This window comes from Nguyenibacter sp. L1 (assembly GCF_035199985.1).
In the GTDB taxonomy this organism is placed as follows: Bacteria; Pseudomonadota; Alphaproteobacteria; order Acetobacterales; family Acetobacteraceae; genus Gluconacetobacter; species Gluconacetobacter vanlangensis.
In genome coordinates this window covers 360,672-380,566 of record NZ_CP127015.1, presented here as the reverse complement: position 1 = coordinate 380,566, position 19,895 = coordinate 360,672, and the positions used below count along the sequence as shown (strand labels likewise).

Annotated in this window: 15 protein-coding genes and 2 tRNA genes; 6 read left to right on the top strand and 11 right to left on the bottom strand. The window is 67.4% G+C overall.

What is annotated here, in order from left to right; translation table 11 throughout:
• Positions 1-189 precede the first annotated feature (189 nt).
• The gene (locus QN315_RS01690) at positions 190-2,538 is read left to right on the top strand and encodes a TonB-dependent receptor domain-containing protein (protein WP_323991234.1); all 2,349 of its coding nucleotides are present in this window, start codon (positions 190-192) and stop codon (positions 2,536-2,538) included.
• A gap of 36 nt (positions 2,539-2,574) precedes the next feature.
• Here the strand turns inward: QN315_RS01690 and truA are convergent, their stop codons facing one another.
• The 3 genes from truA to def all read right to left on the bottom strand — a co-directional run bounded on the left by truA (position 2,575) and on the right by def (position 5,046).
• Positions 2,575-3,351, bottom strand: a complete 777-nt coding sequence (gene truA / locus QN315_RS01685; RefSeq protein WP_323993747.1) for a tRNA pseudouridine(38-40) synthase TruA — start codon at positions 3,349-3,351, stop codon at positions 2,575-2,577.
• An 8-nt stretch (positions 3,352-3,359) separates the two neighbouring features.
• Positions 3,360-4,289, bottom strand: a complete 930-nt coding sequence (gene fmt, locus QN315_RS01680) for a methionyl-tRNA formyltransferase (protein ID WP_323991233.1) — start codon at positions 4,287-4,289, stop codon at positions 3,360-3,362.
• 217 nt (positions 4,290-4,506) lie between these two features.
• The gene (gene def / locus QN315_RS01675) at positions 4,507-5,046 is read right to left on the bottom strand and encodes a peptide deformylase (RefSeq protein ID WP_176640374.1); all 540 of its coding nucleotides are present in this window, start codon (positions 5,044-5,046) and stop codon (positions 4,507-4,509) included.
• Between the two features lie 165 nt (positions 5,047-5,211).
• On the opposite strand from def, the gene QN315_RS01670 reads away from it, so the two are divergent.
• Positions 5,212-5,700, top strand: coding sequence for an Hsp20 family protein (locus QN315_RS01670; protein WP_176640373.1), 489 nt, complete (start codon positions 5,212-5,214; stop codon positions 5,698-5,700).
• A gap of 202 nt (positions 5,701-5,902) precedes the next feature.
• Positions 5,903-6,163 carry a DUF1150 family protein gene (locus tag QN315_RS01665; RefSeq protein WP_176640372.1) on the top strand — a complete coding sequence of 87 codons (261 nt, stop codon included), beginning with the start codon at positions 5,903-5,905 and terminating at the stop codon, positions 6,161-6,163.
• A gap of 115 nt (positions 6,164-6,278) precedes the next feature.
• On the opposite strand, the gene hpf is transcribed toward QN315_RS01665, so the two are convergent.
• From hpf to QN315_RS01625, 8 genes are all read right to left on the bottom strand, one after another.
• Positions 6,279-6,863, bottom strand: a complete 585-nt coding sequence (hpf, locus tag QN315_RS01660) for a ribosome hibernation-promoting factor, HPF/YfiA family (protein WP_176640371.1) — start codon at positions 6,861-6,863, stop codon at positions 6,279-6,281.
• A 302-nt stretch (positions 6,864-7,165) separates the two neighbouring features.
• The gene (lptB, locus tag QN315_RS01655; protein ID WP_323991232.1) at positions 7,166-7,969 is read right to left on the bottom strand and encodes an LPS export ABC transporter ATP-binding protein; all 804 of its coding nucleotides are present in this window, start codon (positions 7,967-7,969) and stop codon (positions 7,166-7,168) included.
• Positions 7,966-9,078 carry an LptA/OstA family protein gene (locus QN315_RS01650; RefSeq protein ID WP_323991231.1) on the bottom strand — a complete coding sequence of 371 codons (1,113 nt, stop codon included), beginning with the start codon at positions 9,076-9,078 and terminating at the stop codon, positions 7,966-7,968. Before QN315_RS01650 ends, lptB begins: the two co-directional genes overlap by 4 nt.
• Positions 9,075-9,953: an LPS export ABC transporter periplasmic protein LptC gene (gene lptC, locus QN315_RS01645; protein ID WP_408904673.1), complete on the bottom strand. Its 879-nt coding sequence runs from the start codon at positions 9,951-9,953 to the stop codon at positions 9,075-9,077. The genes QN315_RS01650 and lptC overlap by 4 nt, the downstream gene beginning before the upstream one ends.
• Positions 9,954-9,967: 14 nt before the next feature.
• Positions 9,968-11,035: a KpsF/GutQ family sugar-phosphate isomerase gene (locus QN315_RS01640; RefSeq protein WP_323991229.1), complete on the bottom strand. Its 1,068-nt coding sequence runs from the start codon at positions 11,033-11,035 to the stop codon at positions 9,968-9,970.
• A 67-nt stretch (positions 11,036-11,102) separates the two neighbouring features.
• Positions 11,103-11,732 carry a ribonuclease D gene (locus QN315_RS01635; RefSeq protein WP_323991228.1) on the bottom strand — a complete coding sequence of 210 codons (630 nt, stop codon included), beginning with the start codon at positions 11,730-11,732 and terminating at the stop codon, positions 11,103-11,105.
• 231 nt (positions 11,733-11,963) lie between these two features.
• Positions 11,964-12,050: transfer RNA gene (locus tag QN315_RS01630), tRNA-Leu, on the bottom strand.
• 180 nt (positions 12,051-12,230) lie between these two features.
• Positions 12,231-12,317 (bottom strand) — tRNA-Leu (locus QN315_RS01625).
• A 198-nt stretch (positions 12,318-12,515) separates the two neighbouring features.
• Here QN315_RS01625 and QN315_RS01620 point away from each other — a divergent pair.
• From QN315_RS01620 to gltB, 3 genes are all read left to right on the top strand, one after another.
• Positions 12,516-13,466: a complex I NDUFA9 subunit family protein gene (locus tag QN315_RS01620; protein WP_323991227.1), complete on the top strand. Its 951-nt coding sequence runs from the start codon at positions 12,516-12,518 to the stop codon at positions 13,464-13,466.
• 207 nt (positions 13,467-13,673) lie between these two features.
• The gene (locus QN315_RS01615) at positions 13,674-15,128 is read left to right on the top strand and encodes an NAD(P)-dependent oxidoreductase (RefSeq protein ID WP_323991226.1); all 1,455 of its coding nucleotides are present in this window, start codon (positions 13,674-13,676) and stop codon (positions 15,126-15,128) included.
• Positions 15,129-15,133: 5 nt separating this feature from the next.
• Entirely contained in the window at positions 15,134-19,684 is a 4,551-nt protein-coding gene (gene gltB / locus QN315_RS01610; protein WP_323991225.1) for a glutamate synthase large subunit, read from the top strand.
• Positions 19,685-19,895 lie beyond the last annotated feature (211 nt).

The following is a 19,895-nucleotide window of genomic DNA, read 5'->3' as shown; positions in this document are numbered from 1 at the left end:
CAAAGATATTTAGCGAACGGCTGGCGTCTAAACTTTGTCGGACGGGACATGATGATGCGAATATCACGGCGTGGGCGTCTCTTCTGTTGTGCCGCTGTTCTTGCGGGAAGCAGCGCGATCGTTCGATCAGCCTCTGCACAAAGCGAGCCGCCGGCGCACGCGAAGCGAACCCGCGCCCCGGCGTCCTCGGTGCCCGCGCAGCCCGTGCGGCACGCCCTCAACGGGCGGGCGGGCAGCGTGCTCGGCCCCTCGGTCCCGCAGACCGAGGAAATCTCGGTTTCGGCCGGCGGGCGCCATGCCGACGGGACCACCAACACCACGCCGGGCGGCGGCCTGATGCCGGTGCAGACCGCGCCGCGATCACAGAGCGGCGTGACGCGCGACTGGATCGCCAAGCAGCCGCAGACGGGCAATATTTCGTCGATGATCGCCAACCTGCCCGGCGTGGTCTATGCCAGCCAGAGCCCGCTGGGGACGGCAGGCGACCACATCACGATGCGCGGCATGAACGAGAGCCAGATCGGCTATCTGTTCGAAGGCGCGCCGCTGGCCGACCCGATCAATTACGAACCCTACACCTCGATGCTGGTGGATACGGAAAATCTCGGCTCGGTCACCGTCTCGCAGGGGGCGCCGGACCTGAATGCGCCGCTGTTCAACGCTGTCGGCGGCCAGATTTCGGCCACCGAGATGAATCCCAGTCACAAATATGGCGGTTTTCTTAGCCTGATGGGCGGCACGCACAGCGCGAACAAGGAATTCCTTCGCCTGGATACGGGCGATATCGGCAATACCGGCATTCGCGGCTTCGCCTCTTTCTCGTATCTGTCGAACAATAACTGGCGCGGGCCGGGCGGCCTGACCCGCTATCACGTCGATTCGAAATTCGTGAAGGAATGGGGCGACGGCAATTCGATTACCGCCATCTTCGGCTTCAACCGGCAGGAGCAGACCAGTTGGCGCGAACCGACCGCGGCGCAGTGGCGGCAATACGGGACCGGGCTCAACTACACGCCGACCTATTATCCCGGAAATTCAACCTATTATAAGCTGAATTTCGGCGATCTGAACTCGCTCGACGTCATCGTGCCCATGCATTTCACGCTGGCGCACGACCTGACGCTGAACGTGACGCCCTATTTCGTGCACCAGAACGGGCCCTCGGTGGGCGGCGAGAATATTCCCGCCTCCGGCGGCTATTACGGCACGATGCAGTATGGCGACCTGAACCAGCCCTATTCCTACGTCAACGCGTCCGGACAGCGGATGCTGACGACGGCCGGGGTGGATCCGTGGAACCAGAAGACGGGCGCGATCAACACGTCGATCGACTGGACGACGGGCATCAATACGCTGTCGTTCGGATACTGGTACTCCTATACCATGCATGAGGAGCTTTCGACCTTCTCGGTGGTCGATCCGTCCGGCAGGGCGGCGAACGCCTATGGCCGCTATCCGATCACCCTGGCGGACGGCAGCATACTCAGCGGCTACAACCTCAATTTCATGCAGCAGGTCAACGCGCTCTACCTGGCGGACACGCTGCGGCTGCTGAACGACCGGCTGGTGCTCAGCGCCGGTTTCCGCGCGGCGATGGTCTACCGACAGGGCACCAACGACGTGCCGGGCGCGGCGCCCTACAAGACGACCGGCAATTATTTCGAACCCCTGCCGCAATTCGCCGCCAGCTACCAGGTCACGCCGCACGACCAGATCTACCTGAACGGCACGACCGCCTTCCGCGCGCCGGAATCGGTCGAAGCCTACAGCCAGATCTTCGATCCGAACGCCTCTCACGCCGTCGAACAGCCGGGCAGCCTGAAGTCGGAATACACGATCGCCGAGGAGATCGGCTATCGTCATGCCGACGGCCTGGTCAATTTCCAGATGTCGTTCTTCAACATCAACCTGACCAACCATCAGATCACGTCCAGCGCCTATATCCCCAACACCAACATGCTGATTTCCGAACCGATCAATGTCGGCGGTCAGACGTCGCGCGGTGTGCAGGGCGAAATCGGCCTGAAGCCCTGGCATCACGTCAGCCCCTATGTGTCGGCGCAGTACCTGCATTCGACGATGGACAACAACGTGCCGGTGTCTGCCACGAACGCGGCAGGGCAGTCGGTGATCGACTATCTGCCGACCGCGGGCAAGACGACCGTCGGGGCGCCGAAGGTCACGGCGGCGGTCGGGCTGGCCTATGACGACAACCGGCGGTTCTTCGGCAATTTCGATCTGCGTTATGTCGGGTCGCAATATTCGACCTTCATGAACGACCAGAGTATCCCGGGCTATGTCGTGTCGGACATCACGCTGGGCTACCGCTTTCCGCGCGTCGGGCGCCTGAAAGGTCCCAAGGTGCAGCTCAACCTGGTCAATATCGGCAATAATCTCTACCGGTCGGCGCCGGGGAGCTACGCCGCGACGGCCAGGACGCAGAAGGGCATCTTCGGCAGCAGCGTCGCCGCCGGCTCGCCGGTCTATCTCACCGGCGGCAATTTCGCCGCGCTCGTGACGCTCTCGACCGGGTTCTGACGGCCGCGCGACGCGTCGCCGCTGGCCGTTCGTCCGTCAGCCCCGCTCCGGCCGGAACGGATCGGGGTCGTAGCCGACCCCGGTCAGGTACAGCCCGTCGGGCGGTGCGGTCGGTCCGGCGGCACGCCGGTCGCGGGCGGCCAGGGCCTCGGCCACCCGCGCGGGCGGCCAACTGCCTTCGCCGACCAGCTTCAGCGTGCCCACCATGTTGCGCACCTGATGGTGCAGGAAAGACCGCGCGTCCGTCTCGATCACGATGTCCTCGCCATGCCGCGCGACGTCCAGCCGGTCCAGGGTGCGCAGCGGGCTCCTGGCCTGGCAGGCGCTGGCCCGGAACGAGGTGAAATCATGCCGGCCCAGCAGGTGGCGCGCGGCCTCGGCCATCGCGCGCTCATCCAGCGCGCGCTTGACCAGCCAGACCCTGCCTTCATCCAGTGCGGGACGGCTGCGACGGTTGAGGATGCGATAGCGATAGAAACGGCGGACCGCCGAGAATCGCGCATTCCATGCCAGGTCGACCGGGCACGCCGACAGGATCGCCACCCGGTGCGGCTTCATATGGAAATTCAGCGCGTCGCGCACGATCGAAGCCGTCAGGCGCAGCGTGGACGGGAAATCCAGATGCGCCACCTGGCCGGTCGCGTGCACGCCGGCATCGGTCCGCCCGGCGGTGATGCTGGGCACGATGCTTCCGCCCGCCAGGCGGCCGGCCGCATCCTCCAGCACCTGCTGGATGGACAGGCCGGTCGCCTGGCGCTGCCAGCCCACGAAGTCGCGCCCGTCATATTCCAGCCGCACCGCCCAGCGCTGCACGGCGCCGCTCATGATCCCAGCCGCGTGCCGGCCGTGATCGCCTGGCCGCGCAGGAACGCCTCCGCGTCCATCATGGCGCGGCCCGGCCGCTGCAGCCGCAGGATGCGCAGCGCCCCCGTGCCGCAGGCGATCGTCAGGCGGTCGTCCTGGGCGCAGCCGGGGGCGATGCCCGCGCGGCGTTCGGCGGGGGCGGTCGCGCCGATCTTCAGGACCGTGCCGTCCAGGGTGGTGAAGGCGCCGGGCCAGGGCGTCAGCGCCCGTACCTGCCGGTCGATCGCGGCGGCATCGCGCGTCCAGTCGATCCGCCCGTCCTCGCGCGTCAGCCGCGCGGCATAGGTGGCGCCTTCCGCCGGCTGCGGCACGGCGACGATCCCGGGATCGTCGCCGGAATCGTCCAAGGCGGCGACGATCAGGCGGGCGCCCATCGCGGCCAGGCCGTCATGCAGGCTGGTGGCGGTCGTCTCCGCCGTCAGGGCGATGCGGTCCGACAGCAGCATCGCGCCGGTATCCAGCCCCTCATCCATCTGCATGATGGTCACGCCGCTTTCGGCATCGCCGGCCAGGATCGCGCACTGGATCGGCGCGGCCCCCCGCCAGCGCGGCAACAGGCTGGCGTGAATGTTCAGGCATCCCAGGCGCGGCGCCCGCAGCATCGCTTCCGGCAGGATCAGCCCATAGGCCGCGACCACCGCCGCGTCCAGGCGCAGGCCGCGGAAGAACGCGTGTTCGGCATGATCGGCGCGCAGCCGGGTCGGCGTGCGGACCGGAATGCCCAGCGCCTCGGCCGCGCGGTGCACGGGTTGCGCCCGCACTGCCTGGCCGCGCCCCGCAGGACGCGGCGGCTGGCTGTAGACGACCGCGATCTCGTGCCCCGCCGCATGAAGGGCATGCAGGGCAGGAACCGCGAAATCGGGCGTTCCCATGAAGGCCAGGCGCATGACGATCCGTTCCGGAAGGGGCGCATCCTCGGAAATCGAGGGAAATACGCCCTGCAGAGAATTGATTATGGGGCTTTTCCGTACCGGACTATGCCCCGCGATGCCGCAGGCGGCCTGCTGATCCCGGAAATTCTCATAAGAATTTCCCGGGCAGGACACCAGAATCAATATTTTAGTGGCCTGCTGGTCCGAGAAATAGAATTTCTCGGGCAGGACACTAGCGTTTCTGCCGTTGTTCCTTCGCCAGGCGGCGCATGATCATGTTGCGCTTCAGCGCCGAGAGGTGATCGACGAACAGGATGCCGTCCAGATGGTCGATCTCATGCTGGATGCAGGTGGCCAGCAACCCGTCGGCATCCAGTTCCTGTTCCGCGCCCTCCAGGGTCCGGTAGCGCACGCGGACCTGCTCGGGCCGCACCACTTCGGCATATTGGTTGGGCAGCGACAGGCACCCTTCCTCACGCGCGGCCAGGGTTTCCGACTCGGCGGTGATTTCCGGATTGACCAGCACCAGCGGCCGGCGCTGGTCTTCCTCGCCCAGATCGACGATGGCGAAGCGCAACCCCAGCCCGACCTGCGGCGCCGCCAGGCCGATCCCCGGCGCCTGGTACATGGCGGCGAACATCCGGGGCAGGGCATCGCGCAGGATGGCGGTGTCTTCCGGCCGGACCAGCCGGGCCTTCTGCCGCAGGATGGCCTGCGGCGCCACCAGGATCGGCATCGGATCGGCGGCTGCGGTTTCGTCATGCGTCGTCATGCACGCGATGTAGCGATACAAATCCCGCCGCGCCAGTCTCGGGGCGGCCATGGCGCGGGAAAAACCGCGGTCTCTTGCGAAACCCGCATGGCGTCCCATATCATCACGCATGCGGGCGCCGATGACGGGCTCGTGTGATCGTCTCGCTCGGTTGAGGAGGCCTGAATGTCGGGTAGGTTATTTGCATCCCCCATGTTTCTGGGGTTCGATCATCTGGAGCAGATGCTGGAACGCGCGTCAAAAGGAACGTCGGACGGCTATCCTCCGTACAATATCGAGCAGGTCAGCCCTACGGCGCTGCGCATTACCCTGGCTGTCGCCGGGTTCGTCATGGACGATCTGCAGATCACCCAGGAAGACAACCAACTGGTGATCCGCGGCCGCCAGACCGATGATTCGCAGGGGCGGGTGTTCCTGCATCGCGGCATCGCCGCGCGGCAGTTCCAGAAGGCGTTCGTGCTGGCCGAAGGAATCGAGGTCGGCAGCGCGTGGCTCGATAACGGCCTGCTGCATATCGATCTGCTGCGTCCGAAACCCGAGGTCCGGGTTCGGCGTATCGAGATCACCCAGGGTCGCAATGCCAACGGCTCGACGGAAATCGACCTGCCCAAGGCGCGCGCCCAACGCATGGTCCGGGTGATCGAAGAGGAATAAGCGGGCCGCGGGGTCCGTACGGGCCCCACGAACCGGCCCGCGAACGGGTACCATGATTGGCTTGTGATCTGGCCCATGATTTGATCGCGTGATTGTCCACATGTCCGCCCTGCCGGCCGGGTGATCCGTATCGGCGCAGGGCGGCGCAAGGGGACGGTGCGTCGCCGCAGAAAGGGACGCCACCCGTCCGGAGGACCGTAAGATGAGAATTACGACCCAGAACGGCCGGGTGGTTCTGCAAGCCGATCCGGCTGCGCCCGCCGACGTGCGGCACCTGACCGCAAACCAGCTTCTGTCGCTGGGCGTCTCGCGCCTGGCCTATATCAAGGCCGTGGTGATCGAAGGCCAGGATGTCTTCGCCATCCATGCCGCGGACGGCACGCCGATGGCGCTGACCGAGGATCAGGACACGGCGATCGAGGCCATCCTGCAACACGAGATGGTGCCCGCCCTGGTCCACTGACCGGTTTATGGTGGGCCGGTTTTATGGCGGGCCGGTCTCGTAGAAGAAGCACGGGGTGGTGCCCGCCGCGCGACCGGGCATTCGGTTCGCGCGGGGGCACCGTCATGCCGGCCGGTCAGGCGGGGCTGGGGTCCAGCCAGCCGATATTGCCGTCCTGGCGGCGATAGATGACGTTGATCTGGTCGCTGGTGCTGTTGCGGAACATCAGCAATGTCGATGCCGCCAGGTCCAGCCGCATGACGGCCTCGCTGACGCTCAATGTCGCGATTTCGGCCAGCCGCTCGGCCACGATGGTGGCATAGGGGCCGCTGCCCTGCTTCACTTCGCCCTCCACGACCTGTCCTTCGGCCGGCTTCAGGATGTAGCTGCGGCCGACCTCCGGCGCCCGGCGGCGGGGCAGGGTGCGCAGATGGTCATGGACCCGCCCGCGATAGCGGCGCAGGCGCCGGGCGATGTGTTCCGCCGCGTCGTCGAAGGCGCCGTGCGCGTCGGCGGCCTCACCCTCGCCGCGCAGGGTCAGGCCCCGCGCCGCGTGAAGGTTGATGTCGCACGTGAAGAAGGAGCGGGCCCGGCTGAACGTCACCTGGGCGTCGAGCGCGTGGTCGAAATATTTGTCGGCCAGCCGTTCGAGATGGCCGGTCACCCGGTATTTCAGGGCGTCGGAGAGATCGATCTGCTTGCCAGCGACACTGATCTGCATGTGACATCACTCCTTGCATCGAGGAGGCACGTCCGAAACCGGACGGAGCATGCCGGCGGTTCCAAGCTCCACAATCCGCCGGGCGTGGCGTCAGGCTTCGACAGCCTTTCCCATTTTTTCTGCACCGAGCACGGCGTCTTCAGTGCATTCAGGTATTTGGACACGGTTTGGCGGCCGATGTCCATGCCTTCCTGCGTGTAGCCATGCCGTGACTGCATCGCCGTACAGCATGCTTCGGATGGATTTGCCGAAAATCAAGGATTTGCCCCCGACGGCCCCTTCTTGAAGGGGCATCGGGCGGATCAGAGAGAGAAATTCTCGCCGAGATAGACCCGCCGGACATCCTCGTTGGCGACGATCTCCTCGGGGCGGCCTTCCATCAGCACCTGGCCGCTATGCATGATATAGGCCCGGTCGATGACCTCCAGCGTCTCGCGGACATTGTGGTCGGTGATCAGCACGCCGATCCCTCGATCCTTCAGGTGGGACACCAGGTCGCGGATCTCGCCGACCGCGATCGGATCGATACCGGCCAGCGGCTCGTCCAGCAGGATGTAGTGCGGCTGGCTGGCCAGGGCGCGGGCGATCTCCAGGCGCCGCCGCTCGCCCCCCGACAGGGCCAGCGAGGGCGCGCGCCGCAGGTGGGAGATGCCGAATTCGGCCAGAAGCCCGTCCAGCATCGCCTCGCGCCGGTCGGGGTCCGATTCCACCACTTCCAGCGCCGCCATGATGTTCTGCTCGACATTCAGGCCGCGAAAGATGCTGGCTTCCTGCGGCAAATAGCCGATGCCCAGCCGCGCGCGGCGATACATCGGCAACTGGGTGATGTTCGTGCCGTCCAGCGTGATCGAGCCGGTATCGGGCTGCACCAGCCCCACGATCATGTAGAAGCTGGTGGTCTTGCCCGCGCCGTTCGGTCCCAGCAGCCCCACGGCTTCGCCCCGATGGACCTGGATCGACACGTTGCGGACCACCGGTCGCTTCTTGTACGTCTTGCCGATCCCGCTGGCGATCAGGCCGTGGGTCGCCGCGGATGCCTGGAGCGGCGTCGCGTCCCGGACGGCGTCGGCCAGGTCGCGGGCTACGTCATGGGCTACGTCGTTCATCGCGCGGCCTTCCCCGGCGTGGCCGCGGAGGACCCGTGGGCCGCATTGGTTCCCGGGGTGGGATTGGATTCGTTGGGAACCACCAGGCCGCTGACGCGCGCGCCGGGCCGTTCGGTCATCGTGGCAATTCCGGTATGCATGTTCACGATCGCGGCGGCTCCGTTGATCTGGTTCTGGCCCCGTGTGATGTGGACGTTGCCGACGATCCGCGCAATGCCGGTGTCGGGCACGTAGACGCCGCGGTCCCCGGTCACCGTCTCGGTCTGGGTGCGGACGAAGACGTGGCCGAACGCGTTCACTTTTTCCAGCTTGCCGGAACTGGCCAACGGATCCGATCCCGGCTTGGCGGGGGTGCCGCTGGCGGGCGCACCCTTGGCAGGCCCATCTTTGGCGGGCTGGGCCGCCGGCGCGCTGTATCCGACCAGCACGTCGGCACGGATCTGCCGCCCGTCATTGGTGGTGACGGTGGCGTCGCCGCGCCCGATCGACACCCGGGTCTGCGAATAATATTCCATCGTGTCCCGCGCCGTCAGCACGTCCTGGGGCGTGACCATCTTCATCGCCTTGCCGGTCATGACCATGACCGCCTGGTCGATGTCATAGACCGCCTTGTCCCCCCAGGCCTGGTCGGTATCGGTAAAGATATGGACATGGCCGAGCGCCTGCAGGCGATAGACCTCGTTCGATCCGGTATCGGGGTTGCCCGCCGCCTGGTTCGCGCCGCCCTGGCCTGCGCCGCCCTGTACACCCGGCGGCGTCGCCGGTGCGGGTGCTGCGGGTGCCGGCGCCGCCCCGGGGGCGGCGGCCTTCTTGCGGTAGAAGGCGATCAGCCGGTCGCCCGTCACCGTCACGTTGCCGCGCACCGCCTGCGCCTGGTCATAGGCGGTCACGGTCTGCGTCTTCTGGTCCCAGTCGAAGCCGCCCGCCGCCGTCACGACGATCTGCCCGCCATGGGACAGATCGATCGCCTGCGCCCGCGCGTCTCCCGCCGGGACCAGGCAGGTCACCGCGCCGCCGAGCGCAAGCGCCAGTCCAAGCTCAGGTCCAAGCCCTAGTCCACGCTTGGGCCCAGGCCGGGGCGGGGTCGCGGCCTTGAGAAAGGCGGTCATCGGGTGGGCTCCGTCTGGGCTGCCGAGGTTTGGGCTGCCGAGGTTTGGGCTGCCGGGGTTTGGGCTGCCGGGGTTTGGGCTGCCGGGGTTTGGGCTGCTGGGGTTGGCGTCGTCGCGGGGCGGGCGTCGGGCGGATGGGCGTGGGCGTCGTCATTCAGCACCAGCCGGCCCGGCCCGCGGAACAGGCCGACCCCATCATGCTGCGACAGCATGAAACCCTGGGCGTCCAGCACGCCGAACGGCCCCTCGGCATGCACCCATTCGTCCGACATGACAATGCCCTGCTTCAGGTTCATGTCCGCCGTGACGCCGTTCAGGATGATCCCGTCGTCGCGATACAGCACGACGTCGCCGGTCAGGTCCAGCAATTGCGCGTGCTGCATATAGACGCCGTCCCGCGACGTGATCATCAGCCAGTTGCCGCCCTGGGTCAGCATGTCGGCGGCGGGCCGGGACAGGTTGATCCGTTCGGGGCCGACCTGCTGCGCCTGCTCGGCCGTGATCGTGAACGGCCGGCCGTGATCGTCCAGCCCGCGATAGCTGGCGCCCAGCATGTTGCCGCTTGCGATGCGCAGGTTTTCCATCTCGTGCATGACGTTGCGCTGGGCGCTCATCATCCGGTCGATCGCGGGCCATACGGCGATCGACCCCAGCAGGGCCAGCGCTGCGGCCGGCAGCGCCCATTTGGCCCAGCGCACCATCTGGCGGCGGCGGGCGATGTCGCGCGGGCGGGGAATGCGCCGCTGACGGATCGTACGCTGGTGCAGCATGCCGCGCTGCCGCGCCGCATCTGCCGCCGAGCGTGCGAAATCCTCGCGGCGCGGCACGGCCGGGTCGCCGTCCCGAGGGGAAGATGGAGGATGTGAGGGGGGCAGGGAGGAGGGAGCGGTCACGCCACACCTGCCCGCAACAGGTCGTGGACATGCACGATCCCGACCGGCACGCCGCCGTCGTCCAGCACGAACAGGCTGGTGATCGGCCGGGGCCGCGCATTCATGATCCGCAGCGCCTCGGCCGCCAGGATATCGGCGCGCGTGGTCAGCGGCGTCGGGTTCATGATATCGGCCGCCCGGGTGGTTTCCAGGTCGCGGTCCAGGGCGCGGCGCAGGTCCCCGTCGGTGATCAGCCCGCACAGCGTGCCGTCCGTCCCGATGACGCCGATACAGCCGAACGCCTTGCGGGTCATTTCCAGGATGACCTGCCGCAGCGAGATGTCGGGCGTGCCCAGCGGCATCGCCGTGCCGCAATGCATCAGGTCGCCGACCCGCCGCAACCGGATGCCCAGCCGCCCGCCCGGGTGGAACACGCCGAAATCGCTGGCCGTGAAATTGCGCCGTTCCAGCAGCGCCACGGCCAGCGCGTCGCCCAGCGCCATCTGCATGGTCGCCGATGTCGTGGGGGCCAGGCCCATCGGGCAGGCTTCGGCGGCATCGGGGACGACCAGCGCGATGTCCGCGGCGCGGGCCAGGGTCGATTCGGCCTGGCCGGTCATGGCGGCCAGCATCAGGCCGAACCGCCGCGCATGGGCGATGATATCGGCCAGTTCCGGCGTCTCGCCGGAATTGGACAGCGCCAGCACCGCGTCGCCGGACTGGATCATGCCCAGGTCGCCGTGCGACGCCTCGGACGGATGGACGAAGAAGGACGGCGTGCCGGTCGAGGCCAGCGTGGCCTGGATCTTGCGGCCGACATGGCCGGACTTGCCGATCCCCGTCACCACCACGCGTCCCGGCAGGGTCGAGAACGCCTCGACCGCCCGGCCGAAGGACCGGGCCAGCGGCGTCAGCCCGCCGGAATCCGCCGCGGGATCGGCGCCGCCCACGCGCAGCGCGGCCGAAAGCTGCGCCAGGCCGTTGCTCTCGCTGGCCAGGACCCGGCACGCGACCGCGATGTCGGACAGAAGCCGATCATGGGCCGGGCCGGTGCCGGTATCGTCATGCAACGCGGATTGGGTCATGCCGCCTGTGTATTGCCATGATGGCCGGGCTCGTCAACGGAGCCGAAGGGCGAACCGCCGCCACCTTTCATGCCCGGTGGGCGAAGATGTCCGGCTCCTCATAGCCCAGCAGGTCCAGCCGCGCCCGCGCGGGCAGGAAATCATAGCAGGCCTGGGCCAGCGCGCGCCGTCCCTCGCGGTGCAGCAGCGCCTCCAGCTTCGCCCACAGCGCGTGCAGGTGCAGCACGTCCGACGCGGCATAGGCCTGCTGCTCGGGCGTCAGCACGGCCGCGCCCCAGTCCGAGGTCTGCTGCTGCTTGCTCAGGTCCACGCCCAGCAATTCGCGGCACAGATGCGCCAGCCCGTGCCGGTCGGTGAAGGTGCGCACCAGCTTGGAGGCGATCTTGGTGCAGATCACCGGCGCCACGGTCACGCCCAGCGCGTGCTGCAGGATCGCCACGTCGAACCGTGCGAAATGCATCAGCTTGGTGACCGTGCGGTCCGCCATCAGCCGCGCCAGGTTGGGGCTGGGCGTGCCAGGCACGATCTGCACCAGGTGCGCGTTGCCGTCGCCCGCGGAAATCTGCACCAGGCACAGCCGGTCGCGATGCGGGTTCAGCCCCATGGCCTCGGTATCCACCGCGATCGTCCCTTGGAAGGAGACATCGTCCGGCAGGTCGCCGCGATGCAACTGGATCGAAGGAGACGTGGTGGTCATAGAAGGCATCCATCCAGGGCGCAAAAAAACGACGACGCTAGAATCAACTTGGTGGCCTGCCGATCCGAGAAATTCTGGCAAGAGTTTCGCGGGCAAGACCTGGGGGCGCAGGACCTTGGGGCAATCGCGCCATGCCGGACATATAATGGCGGTGCCGAGAATGTGCGAGGGGGACATCGCAAACGGGCGCGCCGCCGGCGATGCCGGCGTGCCACGTCCCATGAAGCGTGATGGTGCCCAGAAGAAGACTCGAACTTCCACGACCTTGCGGCCACAGGTACCTGAAACCTGCGCGTCTACCAATTCCGCCATCTGGGCTCAGAAGGCCCCCGTCTCCGGGGTGGTGAGGGGCGTTTACTCCGGAACGCCGGGTCGGTCAACAGGGTGTGTTTACACATTTTTTCCTGTGCGGCGCATCGTGGCGTCCGGCCGGAAACGACAAAAAAGGCGGCCGCCTGACGCGGTCGCCTGCACGGATCCATTCGGATCGGATAAGAATGGTGCCCAGAAGAAGACTCGAACTTCCACGACCTTGCGGCCACAGGTACCTGAAACCTGCGCGTCTACCAATTCCGCCATCTGGGCTCAGAAGGCCCCCGTCTCCGGGGTGGTGAGGGGCCGTTTACTCCCTGGCCCCGGGCCGGTCAACATGGCTTTGCCGAATTCATGTCGTTTTTGTTGCGCCGGTTTGTTGCGTGGGGCCTTGTCGCTGGGGCCGGGGGCGTTCAGAGGGCAACCGCCTGTAGGATCGGCCGTTTCCGGCCTGCACGGCAGGAGGGGCACATGGCGACGCGACGCGTGGCGACCGTCATCGGCGGATCGGGATTCCTGGGGCGCCATGTCGTCCAGCGCCTGGCGGAGGACGGGTACGTGGTGCGGGTGGTCGGCCGGCGCGCCGATCGCGCGGCGGCGCTGCGGCCGCTGGGCGATGTCGGGCAGATCGTGCCGCTGGGGGCGTCGATCCTGGATGAAGCCGCGCTGGTCCCGGTGATGGAAGGCGCCAGCCTGGTCGTCAACCTGGTGGGCATCCTGCGTCCCCAGGGACGAGGGGGACGGGGCCAGGGACGGAGGCAAGCGGACTTTTCGGCCATCCATGTCGAGGCCGCCGGACGGGTCGCGCGGCTGGCGGCCTCGGCCGGGGTCGCGCGCATGGTGCATGTCTCGGCCATTGGCGCCTCGGCCCGCAGCCCCTCCGCCTATGGCCGCAGCAAGGCGGCGGGCGAGGATGCGGTGCTGCGCGACCAGCCCCGGGCGACCATCGTCCGGCCGTCGCTGATCTTCGGCGCGGGGGACCATTTCCTGACCCTGTTTGCGGCCATGGCGCGCTACAGCCCGGTCGTCCCGGTCTACGGCGCCGCCACGCGGGTCCAGCCCGTCCATGTCGCGGACGTGGCCGAGGCCATCCGGCGCATCCTGGCGTCGGACGGGCACCAGGGCGAGATCTACGAACTGGCCGGCCCGCGCGTCTGGACCATGGAGGCGCTGATACGCTGGGTGGTCGCGTTCATCGGCCGCCGCCGGCTAGTCTTCGCCATGCCCCGCGCCCTGGCCTATTGGCAGGCCCTGCTGCTGGAAAATCTGCCCGGGCATCTGCTGACCCGCGACCAGTTGGCCATGCTGTCGGTCGATAACGTGGCGCAGGACGGGATGCGCGGACTGGGCACGCTGGGGATCGACCCCGTGCCGGTCGAAATGATTGCACCGACCTATCTGGCGCGATATAAAATTACTTAACCCGTCAAAACAATATATTAAGCGGCCAATATGTCCGAATCGGACCATTGTGACGGGCTGTTTTCAACCGTCTGCGCATGCCTGCGTGGATATTTTCGGATAATAGGTCAGTCTTGCTGTCTTTATTGGCGGCCAGCCGTGGCGTAGGTGTTCCGCCGAAACGGGTGGCCGCCGATCGGCCGGTCCGAATCCTGCAGGGGGAAGCCGATGGCCGAGCGCATGCTCAAATTCGTCACCGTGGCGCAAAGCCAGCCCGACAAGCGGTCGGTGTCCGAACGCAACGCGGATTTCGACGAGATCTATCGCGCCTTCGCCGTCGACCAGGCCGAACGCCAGGCAAGCCGCTGCTCGCAATGCGGGGTGCCGTTCTGTTCGATCCATTGCCCGCTGGGCAACAATATCCCCGACTGGCTGAAAATGACGGCCGAGGGACGGCTGGAGGAAGCCTATGCCCTGTCCTCGGCCACGAACAATTTCCCCGAGATCTGCGGCCGGATCTGCCCCCAGGACCGGCTGTGCGAGGGCAATTGCGTGATCGAGAAGGGCTTCGAGAGCGTCACCATCGGCGCCGTCGAACGCTTCATCACCGATACCGCCTTCGCCAATGGCTGGGTCGCGCCGATCAGCCCGCCCGTCGAGCGCGCGGCCTCGATCGGCATCGTCGGCGCCGGCCCCGGCGGCCTGGCCGCGGCGATGCAACTGCGCGAACTGGGCTATCAGGTCCATGTCTATGACCGGTATGACCGTGTTGGCGGCCTGATGGTCTACGGCATTCCCGGCTTCAAGCTGGAGAAGGACATCGTCGCCCGTCGGCACCTGTACCTCGAGGAGTCCGGCGTACGCTTCCATCTGGGCGTGGGCGTCGCCGACCGCGACGGCGAGGGGCGGATCGCGTTCGCCACGCTGCGCGCCCGGCATGACGCGGTGCTGATCGCGACCGGTGTCTATAAATCCCGCGATATCGGCGGCCCCGGCGCCGGCCTGCCCGGCATCGTCAAGGCGCTGGATTACCTGACCGCGTCCAACAGGACGTCGCTGGGCGACAATGTCGCGGCGTTCGAGAGTGGTGAACTGAATGCCGCCGGCAAGTCCGTGGTGGTGATCGGCGGCGGCGACACGGCGATGGATTGCGTGCGCACCGCCGTCCGCCAGGGCGCGAAATCGGTCAAATGCCTCTATCGCCGCGACCGCGCCAACATGCCCGGCTCGATCCGCGAGGTGAAGAACGCCGAGGAAGAGGGCGTCGATTTCGTCTGGCTGGCCGCGCCCGAGGCGTTTCTGGGCGACGCGCGGGTCGGCGCCGTGCGCGCCACGCGGATGAAGCTGGGCCTGCCCGATGCCTCGGGCCGGCAGTCGGTCGAGCCGGTCGAGGGCAGCGCGTTCGTGCTGGAGGCCGACCTGGTGGTCAAGGCGCTGGGCTTCGACCCCGAGGCGCTGCCGACCCTGTGGGGGCAGTCCGACCTGGCCGTGTCGCGCTGGGGCACACTGCGGGTCGACCATGAAAGCTTCATGACCAGCTTGCCGGGCGTTTTCGCGGCGGGCGACATTGTGCGCGGGGCCAGCCTGGTGGTCTGGGCGATTCGCGATGGACGGGATGCCGCGGCGCAGATGCATCGCTGGCTGGAAGAACGGGCGGCGGTGGCCGCCCAGGCGGCGGAGTGACGAAGATGGACCAGTTTCCCCAAGGCCGGGATCAGGACCTGGATCAGGGCCAGCGCTTCGTCGCCGACTGGCATGACAATGCCCGCGCCATCGCCGGGCTGTACGACCCGTCGCAGGAACATGATGCGTGCGGCGTCGGACTGGTGGCCGCGCTGGACGGCCGCAGGCGACGCGACGTGGTCGAGGCCGGGATTTCGGCGCTGAAGGCCGTCTGGCATCGCGGCGCCGTCGACGCCGACGGCAAGACCGGCGACGGTGCCGGCATCCATGTCGAAATCCCGCAGGATTTCTTCGCCGCCGCCATCCATAGCGGCGGCGAGGGCTGCGTGGACAGCCAGATCGCCGTCGGCATGATCTTCCTGCCCAAGACCGACCTGGCGGCGCAGGAACGCTGCCGCCAGATCATCGAGGCCGAGATCCTGGCCTTCGGCTACGGGATCTATGGCTGGCGCCAGGTGCCCATCAACACCGCCTGCATCGGCGAGAAGGCGAACGCCACCCGGCCCGAGATCGAGCAGATCCTGATCCGCAACCCCCGCGGCACGGACGAGGAAACGTTCGAGCGCGACCTGTACGTCATCCGCCGCCGGATCGAGAAGAGCGCGATCGCCAACCAGGTCGACCTGTATGTCTGCTCGCTGTCCTGCCGGTCGGTGGTCTACAAGGGCATGTTCCTGGCCGAGCATCTGACGGATTTCTATCCCGACCTGCTGGATCCGCGCTTCGTCAGCCGCTTCGCGATCTATCACCAGCGCTACTCGACCAACACCTTCCCGACCTGGAAGCTGGCGCAGCCCTTCCGCCGCCTGGCGCATAACGGCGAGATCAACACGATCTCGGGCAACGCCAACTGGATGAAGAGCCACGAGACGCGCCTGGCCGACCCGCTGCTGGACCCGTACATGGACGACCTGAAGCCGGTGGTGCAGGCCAGCGGCTCGGATACGGCGATCCTGGACAACGTGTTCGAGCTGCTGACCTTCGCCGGGCGCGACGCGCCGATGGTCAAGGCGCTGATGGTGCCGGCCAGCGTGGGCGGCAACTCGGCGATGCCGCAGCAGCACAAGGACATGTACGCGTACTGCAACGCGGTGATGGAGCCGTGGGACGGGCCGGCGGCGCTGTGCGCCACCGACGGGCGCTGGGTCGTGGCCGGCCTGGACCGCAGCGGCCTGCGCCCCCTGCGCTATACCGTGACGGCGAACAACCTGCTGATCGTGGGTTCGGAAACCGGCATGGTGAAGGTGCCCGAATCGGACATCGTCCGTCGCGGCCGGCTGGGCCCGGGACAGATGATCGGCCTGGACCTGCAGGAAGCCAGGCTGTACGGCAACGAGGCCCTGCTGGACCTGCTGGCCGCGCGCCAGGATTTCGGCGCCTGGGTCAAGCATATCCAGAAGGTCGGCTCGGTCGTGCGCGCCGACGTGCACGAACCCGTCCTGTTCGGCAGGGATGAGCTGCGTCGCCGCCAGCTCGCGGTCGGCACGACGCTGGAGGAACTGGAGACCATCCTGCACCCGATGGTCGAAACCGCCGCCGAGGCCGTCGGCTCGATGGGCGACGACGCGCCGCTGGCGGTGCTGTCGTCGCGCTATCGCGGCCTGGCCCATTATTTCCGCCAGGCGTTCAGCCAGGTCACCAACCCGCCGATCGACAGCCTGCGCGAAACCCGGGTCATGAGCCTGGTGACCCGGCTGGGCAATCTGGGCAACATCCTGGAAGAGTCGGAAAACCAGTGCGACCTGCTGCAGCTTCCCAGCCCGGTGCTGACCAGCGGCGAATATGAATCGCTGCTGGCCTTCTGCGGCGACAGCGCGTTCGTCATCGACTGCACCTTCCCGGCGGCGCAGGGCGAGGCCGGGCTGCGCGACGCCATCGCCCGCATCCGCCAGGAAGCCGAGGACAGGGTGCGCGAAGGCTGTACCCACCTGTTCCTGACCGACCAGGACCAGTCGGGCGAGCGCGCCTATATCCCGATGATCCTGGCGACGGCGGCGGTGCATACGCATCTGGTGCGTCAGTCGCTGCGCACCTTCACCTCGCTGAACGTGCGCTCGGCCGAGGCGCTGGACGTGCATGCCGTCGCGGTGACGATCGGGGTGGGGGCCACCACCGTCAATCCGTACCTGGCGCAGGAAAGCATCGCCGATCGCGTCGCGCGCGGCCTGTTCGGCGAGATGTCGCTGCGCGAGGCGGTCGAGCGCTATCGCAAGGCCGTGGACAAGGGCCTGCTGAAAGTGATGTCCAAGATGGGCATCTCGATCGTCTCGGCCTATCGCGGCGGCTATAATTTCGAGGCGATCGGCCTGTCGCGGGCGCTGACGGCGGAATTCTTCCCCGGCATGCCCTCGCGCATCTCGGGCATCGGCCTGTCGGGCATCTCGACCAACGTGCTCAGTTTCCACCAGGCCGCGTGGAACCGCGCCGTGACCCCGCTGCCGGTCGGCGGCCAGTACAAGCTGCGCCGCAACGGCGAGGTCCATGCCTTCGACGGCAACCTGATCCACATGCTGCAGACGGCGGTGGCGACGGACGATTTCTCGATCTATCGCCGCTATGCCGACGCGGTGCGGCGCATGCCGCCGGTGGCGCTGCGCGACCTGCTGGATTTCAAGGGCGGCCGCACCCCGATCCCCGTCGAGGCGGTGGAAAGCATCACCCAGCTTCGCAAGCGCCTGATCGCGCCGGGCATCTCGCTGGGCGCGCTCAGCCCCGAAGCGCACGAGACCCTGTCGATCGCCATGAACCGGATCGGCGCCAAGTCCGATTCGGGCGAGGGCGGCGAGGATCCGTCCCGCGCCAGGCCGCGCCCCAACGGCGACAACGCGTCCTCGGCCATCAAGCAGATCGCCTCGGGCCGTTTCGGCGTCACCGCTCAGTACCTGAATGATTGCCGCGAGATCGAAATCAAGGTGGCCCAGGGCGCCAAGCCCGGCGAGGGCGGGCAGTTGCCCGGCTTCAAGGTCACCGGGATGATCGCCAAGCTGCGCCATGCGACGCCGGGGGTCACGCTGATCAGCCCGCCGCCGCATCACGACATCTATTCGATCGAAGACCTGGCGCAGTTGATCTACGACCTGAAGCAGATCAACCCTGAGGCCACGGTGACGGTGAAGCTGGTCGCGCGCTCGGGCATCGGCACGATCGCCGCCGGCGTGGCCAAGGCCAAGGCCGACGCGATCCTGATTTCCGGCCATAGCGGCGGCACCGGCGCCAGCCCGCAAAGCTCGGTCAAATATGCCGGCCTGCCGTGGGAACTGGGCCTGGCCGAGGCGCACCAGGTGCTGATGCTCAACCGTCTGCGCCACCGGGTGAAGCTGCGCACCGACGGCGGGCTCAAGACCGGGCGCGACGTGGTGATCGCCGCCATGCTGGGGGCCGAGGAGTTCGGCATCGGCACCGCCAGCCTGGTGGCCATGGGCTGCATCATGGTCCGGCAATGCCACTCCAACACCTGCCCGGTCGGCGTGTGCACCCAGGACGAGGCCCTGCGCGAGAAGTTCGAGGGCACGCCCGAGAAGGTCATCAACCTGTTCTCGTTCATCGCCGAGGACGTGCGCAACATCCTGGCCTCGCTGGGCTTCTCCAGCCTGAACGAGGTGATCGGCCGCACCGACCTGCTCAAGCAGGTCTCGCGCGGCGCCGACTACCTGGACGATCTGGACCTGAACTCGCTGCTGGCCCAGGCCGACCCCGGCCCGCATGCGCGCTATTGCACGCTGGAAGGCCGCAACGAGGTGCCCGAGACGCTGGACGCGCAGATGATCGCCGACGCGCGGCCGCTGTTCGACCATGGCGAGAAGATGCAGCTTCACTACAACGTGCAGAACACGCATCGCGCCATCGGCACGCGCATTTCCTCGCTGATCGTGCGGCAGTTCGGCATGGACCGCCTGGCGCCCGGGCACCTGACGGTACGGCTGCGCGGCTCGGCCGGCCAGTCGCTGGGCGCGTTCGCGGTCCAGGGGCTGAAGCTCGAAGTGCTGGGCGACGCCAACGACTATGTCGGCAAGGGCCTGTCGGGCGCCACCATCGTGGTGCGGCAATCGCCGTCCTCGAACCTGGTGTCGAACGAAAACGCGATCATCGGCAACACCGTGCTGTATGGCGCGACCGCCGGCGCGCTCTATGCGGCGGGGCAGGCGGGCGAGCGCTTCGCGGTGCGCAATTCCGGCGCGGTCGCCGTCGTCGAGGGCTGCGGCTCGAACGGCTGCGAATACATGACCGGCGGCACCGTGGTGATCCTGGGCGAGATCGGCGACAATTTCGGCGCCGGCTTCACGGGCGGCATGGCCTTCGTCTATGACGCGCACGACACGTTCGAGCAGCGGGTCAACCCCGACACGCTGCTGTGGAACCGCGTCGCCGACCCGAAATGGGAAGCCACGCTGCGCAAGCTGGTCGAGGCCCACGCGCACGAGACCCGCAGCCGCTATGCGGAATTGCTGCTGCATGAATGGGACCGCGCCCTGCCGCGTTTCTGGCATATCGTGCCGCGCGAATATGCGCGGGTGATCGGCTACACGCCGGCCGTGGAAACCGCGCGCAGCGCCTGAGCGCGCGATCGGCGGGCGCGATCGATATCGGTGACTGGCATCGTGGACGGCCGGGGGAAATCCCCGGCCGTTCGCCGTTCATCGTTTGCCGTTCATCATTTGCTGTCTGGCGCGCCGGGGTCGCGCCCGCACGCATTCCGCACTAGATATTAGGGCAGAACGGTCACCGCGCACGCGGGACGCCTGCATGGGGATGGCAACGAATGGCTAT

Excerpts from the sequence above, each read along its gene's own strand:
- fmt (WP_323991233.1), bottom strand. The coding sequence starts at position 4,289 with ATGCGCCTGGCCTTCATGGGAACGCCCGATTTCGCGGTTCCTGCCCTG.
- def (WP_176640374.1), bottom strand. The coding sequence starts at position 5,046 with ATGACGACGCATGACGAAACCGCAGCCGCCGATCCGATGCCGATCCTG.
- QN315_RS01670 (WP_176640373.1), top strand. The coding sequence starts at position 5,212 with ATGTCGGGTAGGTTATTTGCATCCCCCATGTTTCTGGGGTTCGATCAT.
- QN315_RS01665 (WP_176640372.1), top strand. The coding sequence starts at position 5,903 with ATGAGAATTACGACCCAGAACGGCCGGGTGGTTCTGCAAGCCGATCCG.
- hpf (WP_176640371.1), bottom strand. The coding sequence starts at position 6,863 with ATGCAGATCAGTGTCGCTGGCAAGCAGATCGATCTCTCCGACGCCCTG.
- lptB (WP_323991232.1), bottom strand. The coding sequence starts at position 7,969 with ATGAACGACGTAGCCCATGACGTAGCCCGCGACCTGGCCGACGCCGTC.
- QN315_RS01650 (WP_323991231.1), bottom strand. The coding sequence starts at position 9,078 with ATGACCGCCTTTCTCAAGGCCGCGACCCCGCCCCGGCCTGGGCCCAAG.
- QN315_RS01640 (WP_323991229.1), bottom strand. The coding sequence starts at position 11,035 with ATGACCCAATCCGCGTTGCATGACGATACCGGCACCGGCCCGGCCCAT.
- QN315_RS01635 (WP_323991228.1), bottom strand. The coding sequence starts at position 11,732 with ATGACCACCACGTCTCCTTCGATCCAGTTGCATCGCGGCGACCTGCCG.
- QN315_RS01620 (WP_323991227.1), top strand. The coding sequence starts at position 12,516 with ATGGCGACGCGACGCGTGGCGACCGTCATCGGCGGATCGGGATTCCTG.
- QN315_RS01615 (WP_323991226.1), top strand. The coding sequence starts at position 13,674 with ATGGCCGAGCGCATGCTCAAATTCGTCACCGTGGCGCAAAGCCAGCCC.
- gltB (WP_323991225.1), top strand. The coding sequence starts at position 15,134 with ATGGACCAGTTTCCCCAAGGCCGGGATCAGGACCTGGATCAGGGCCAG.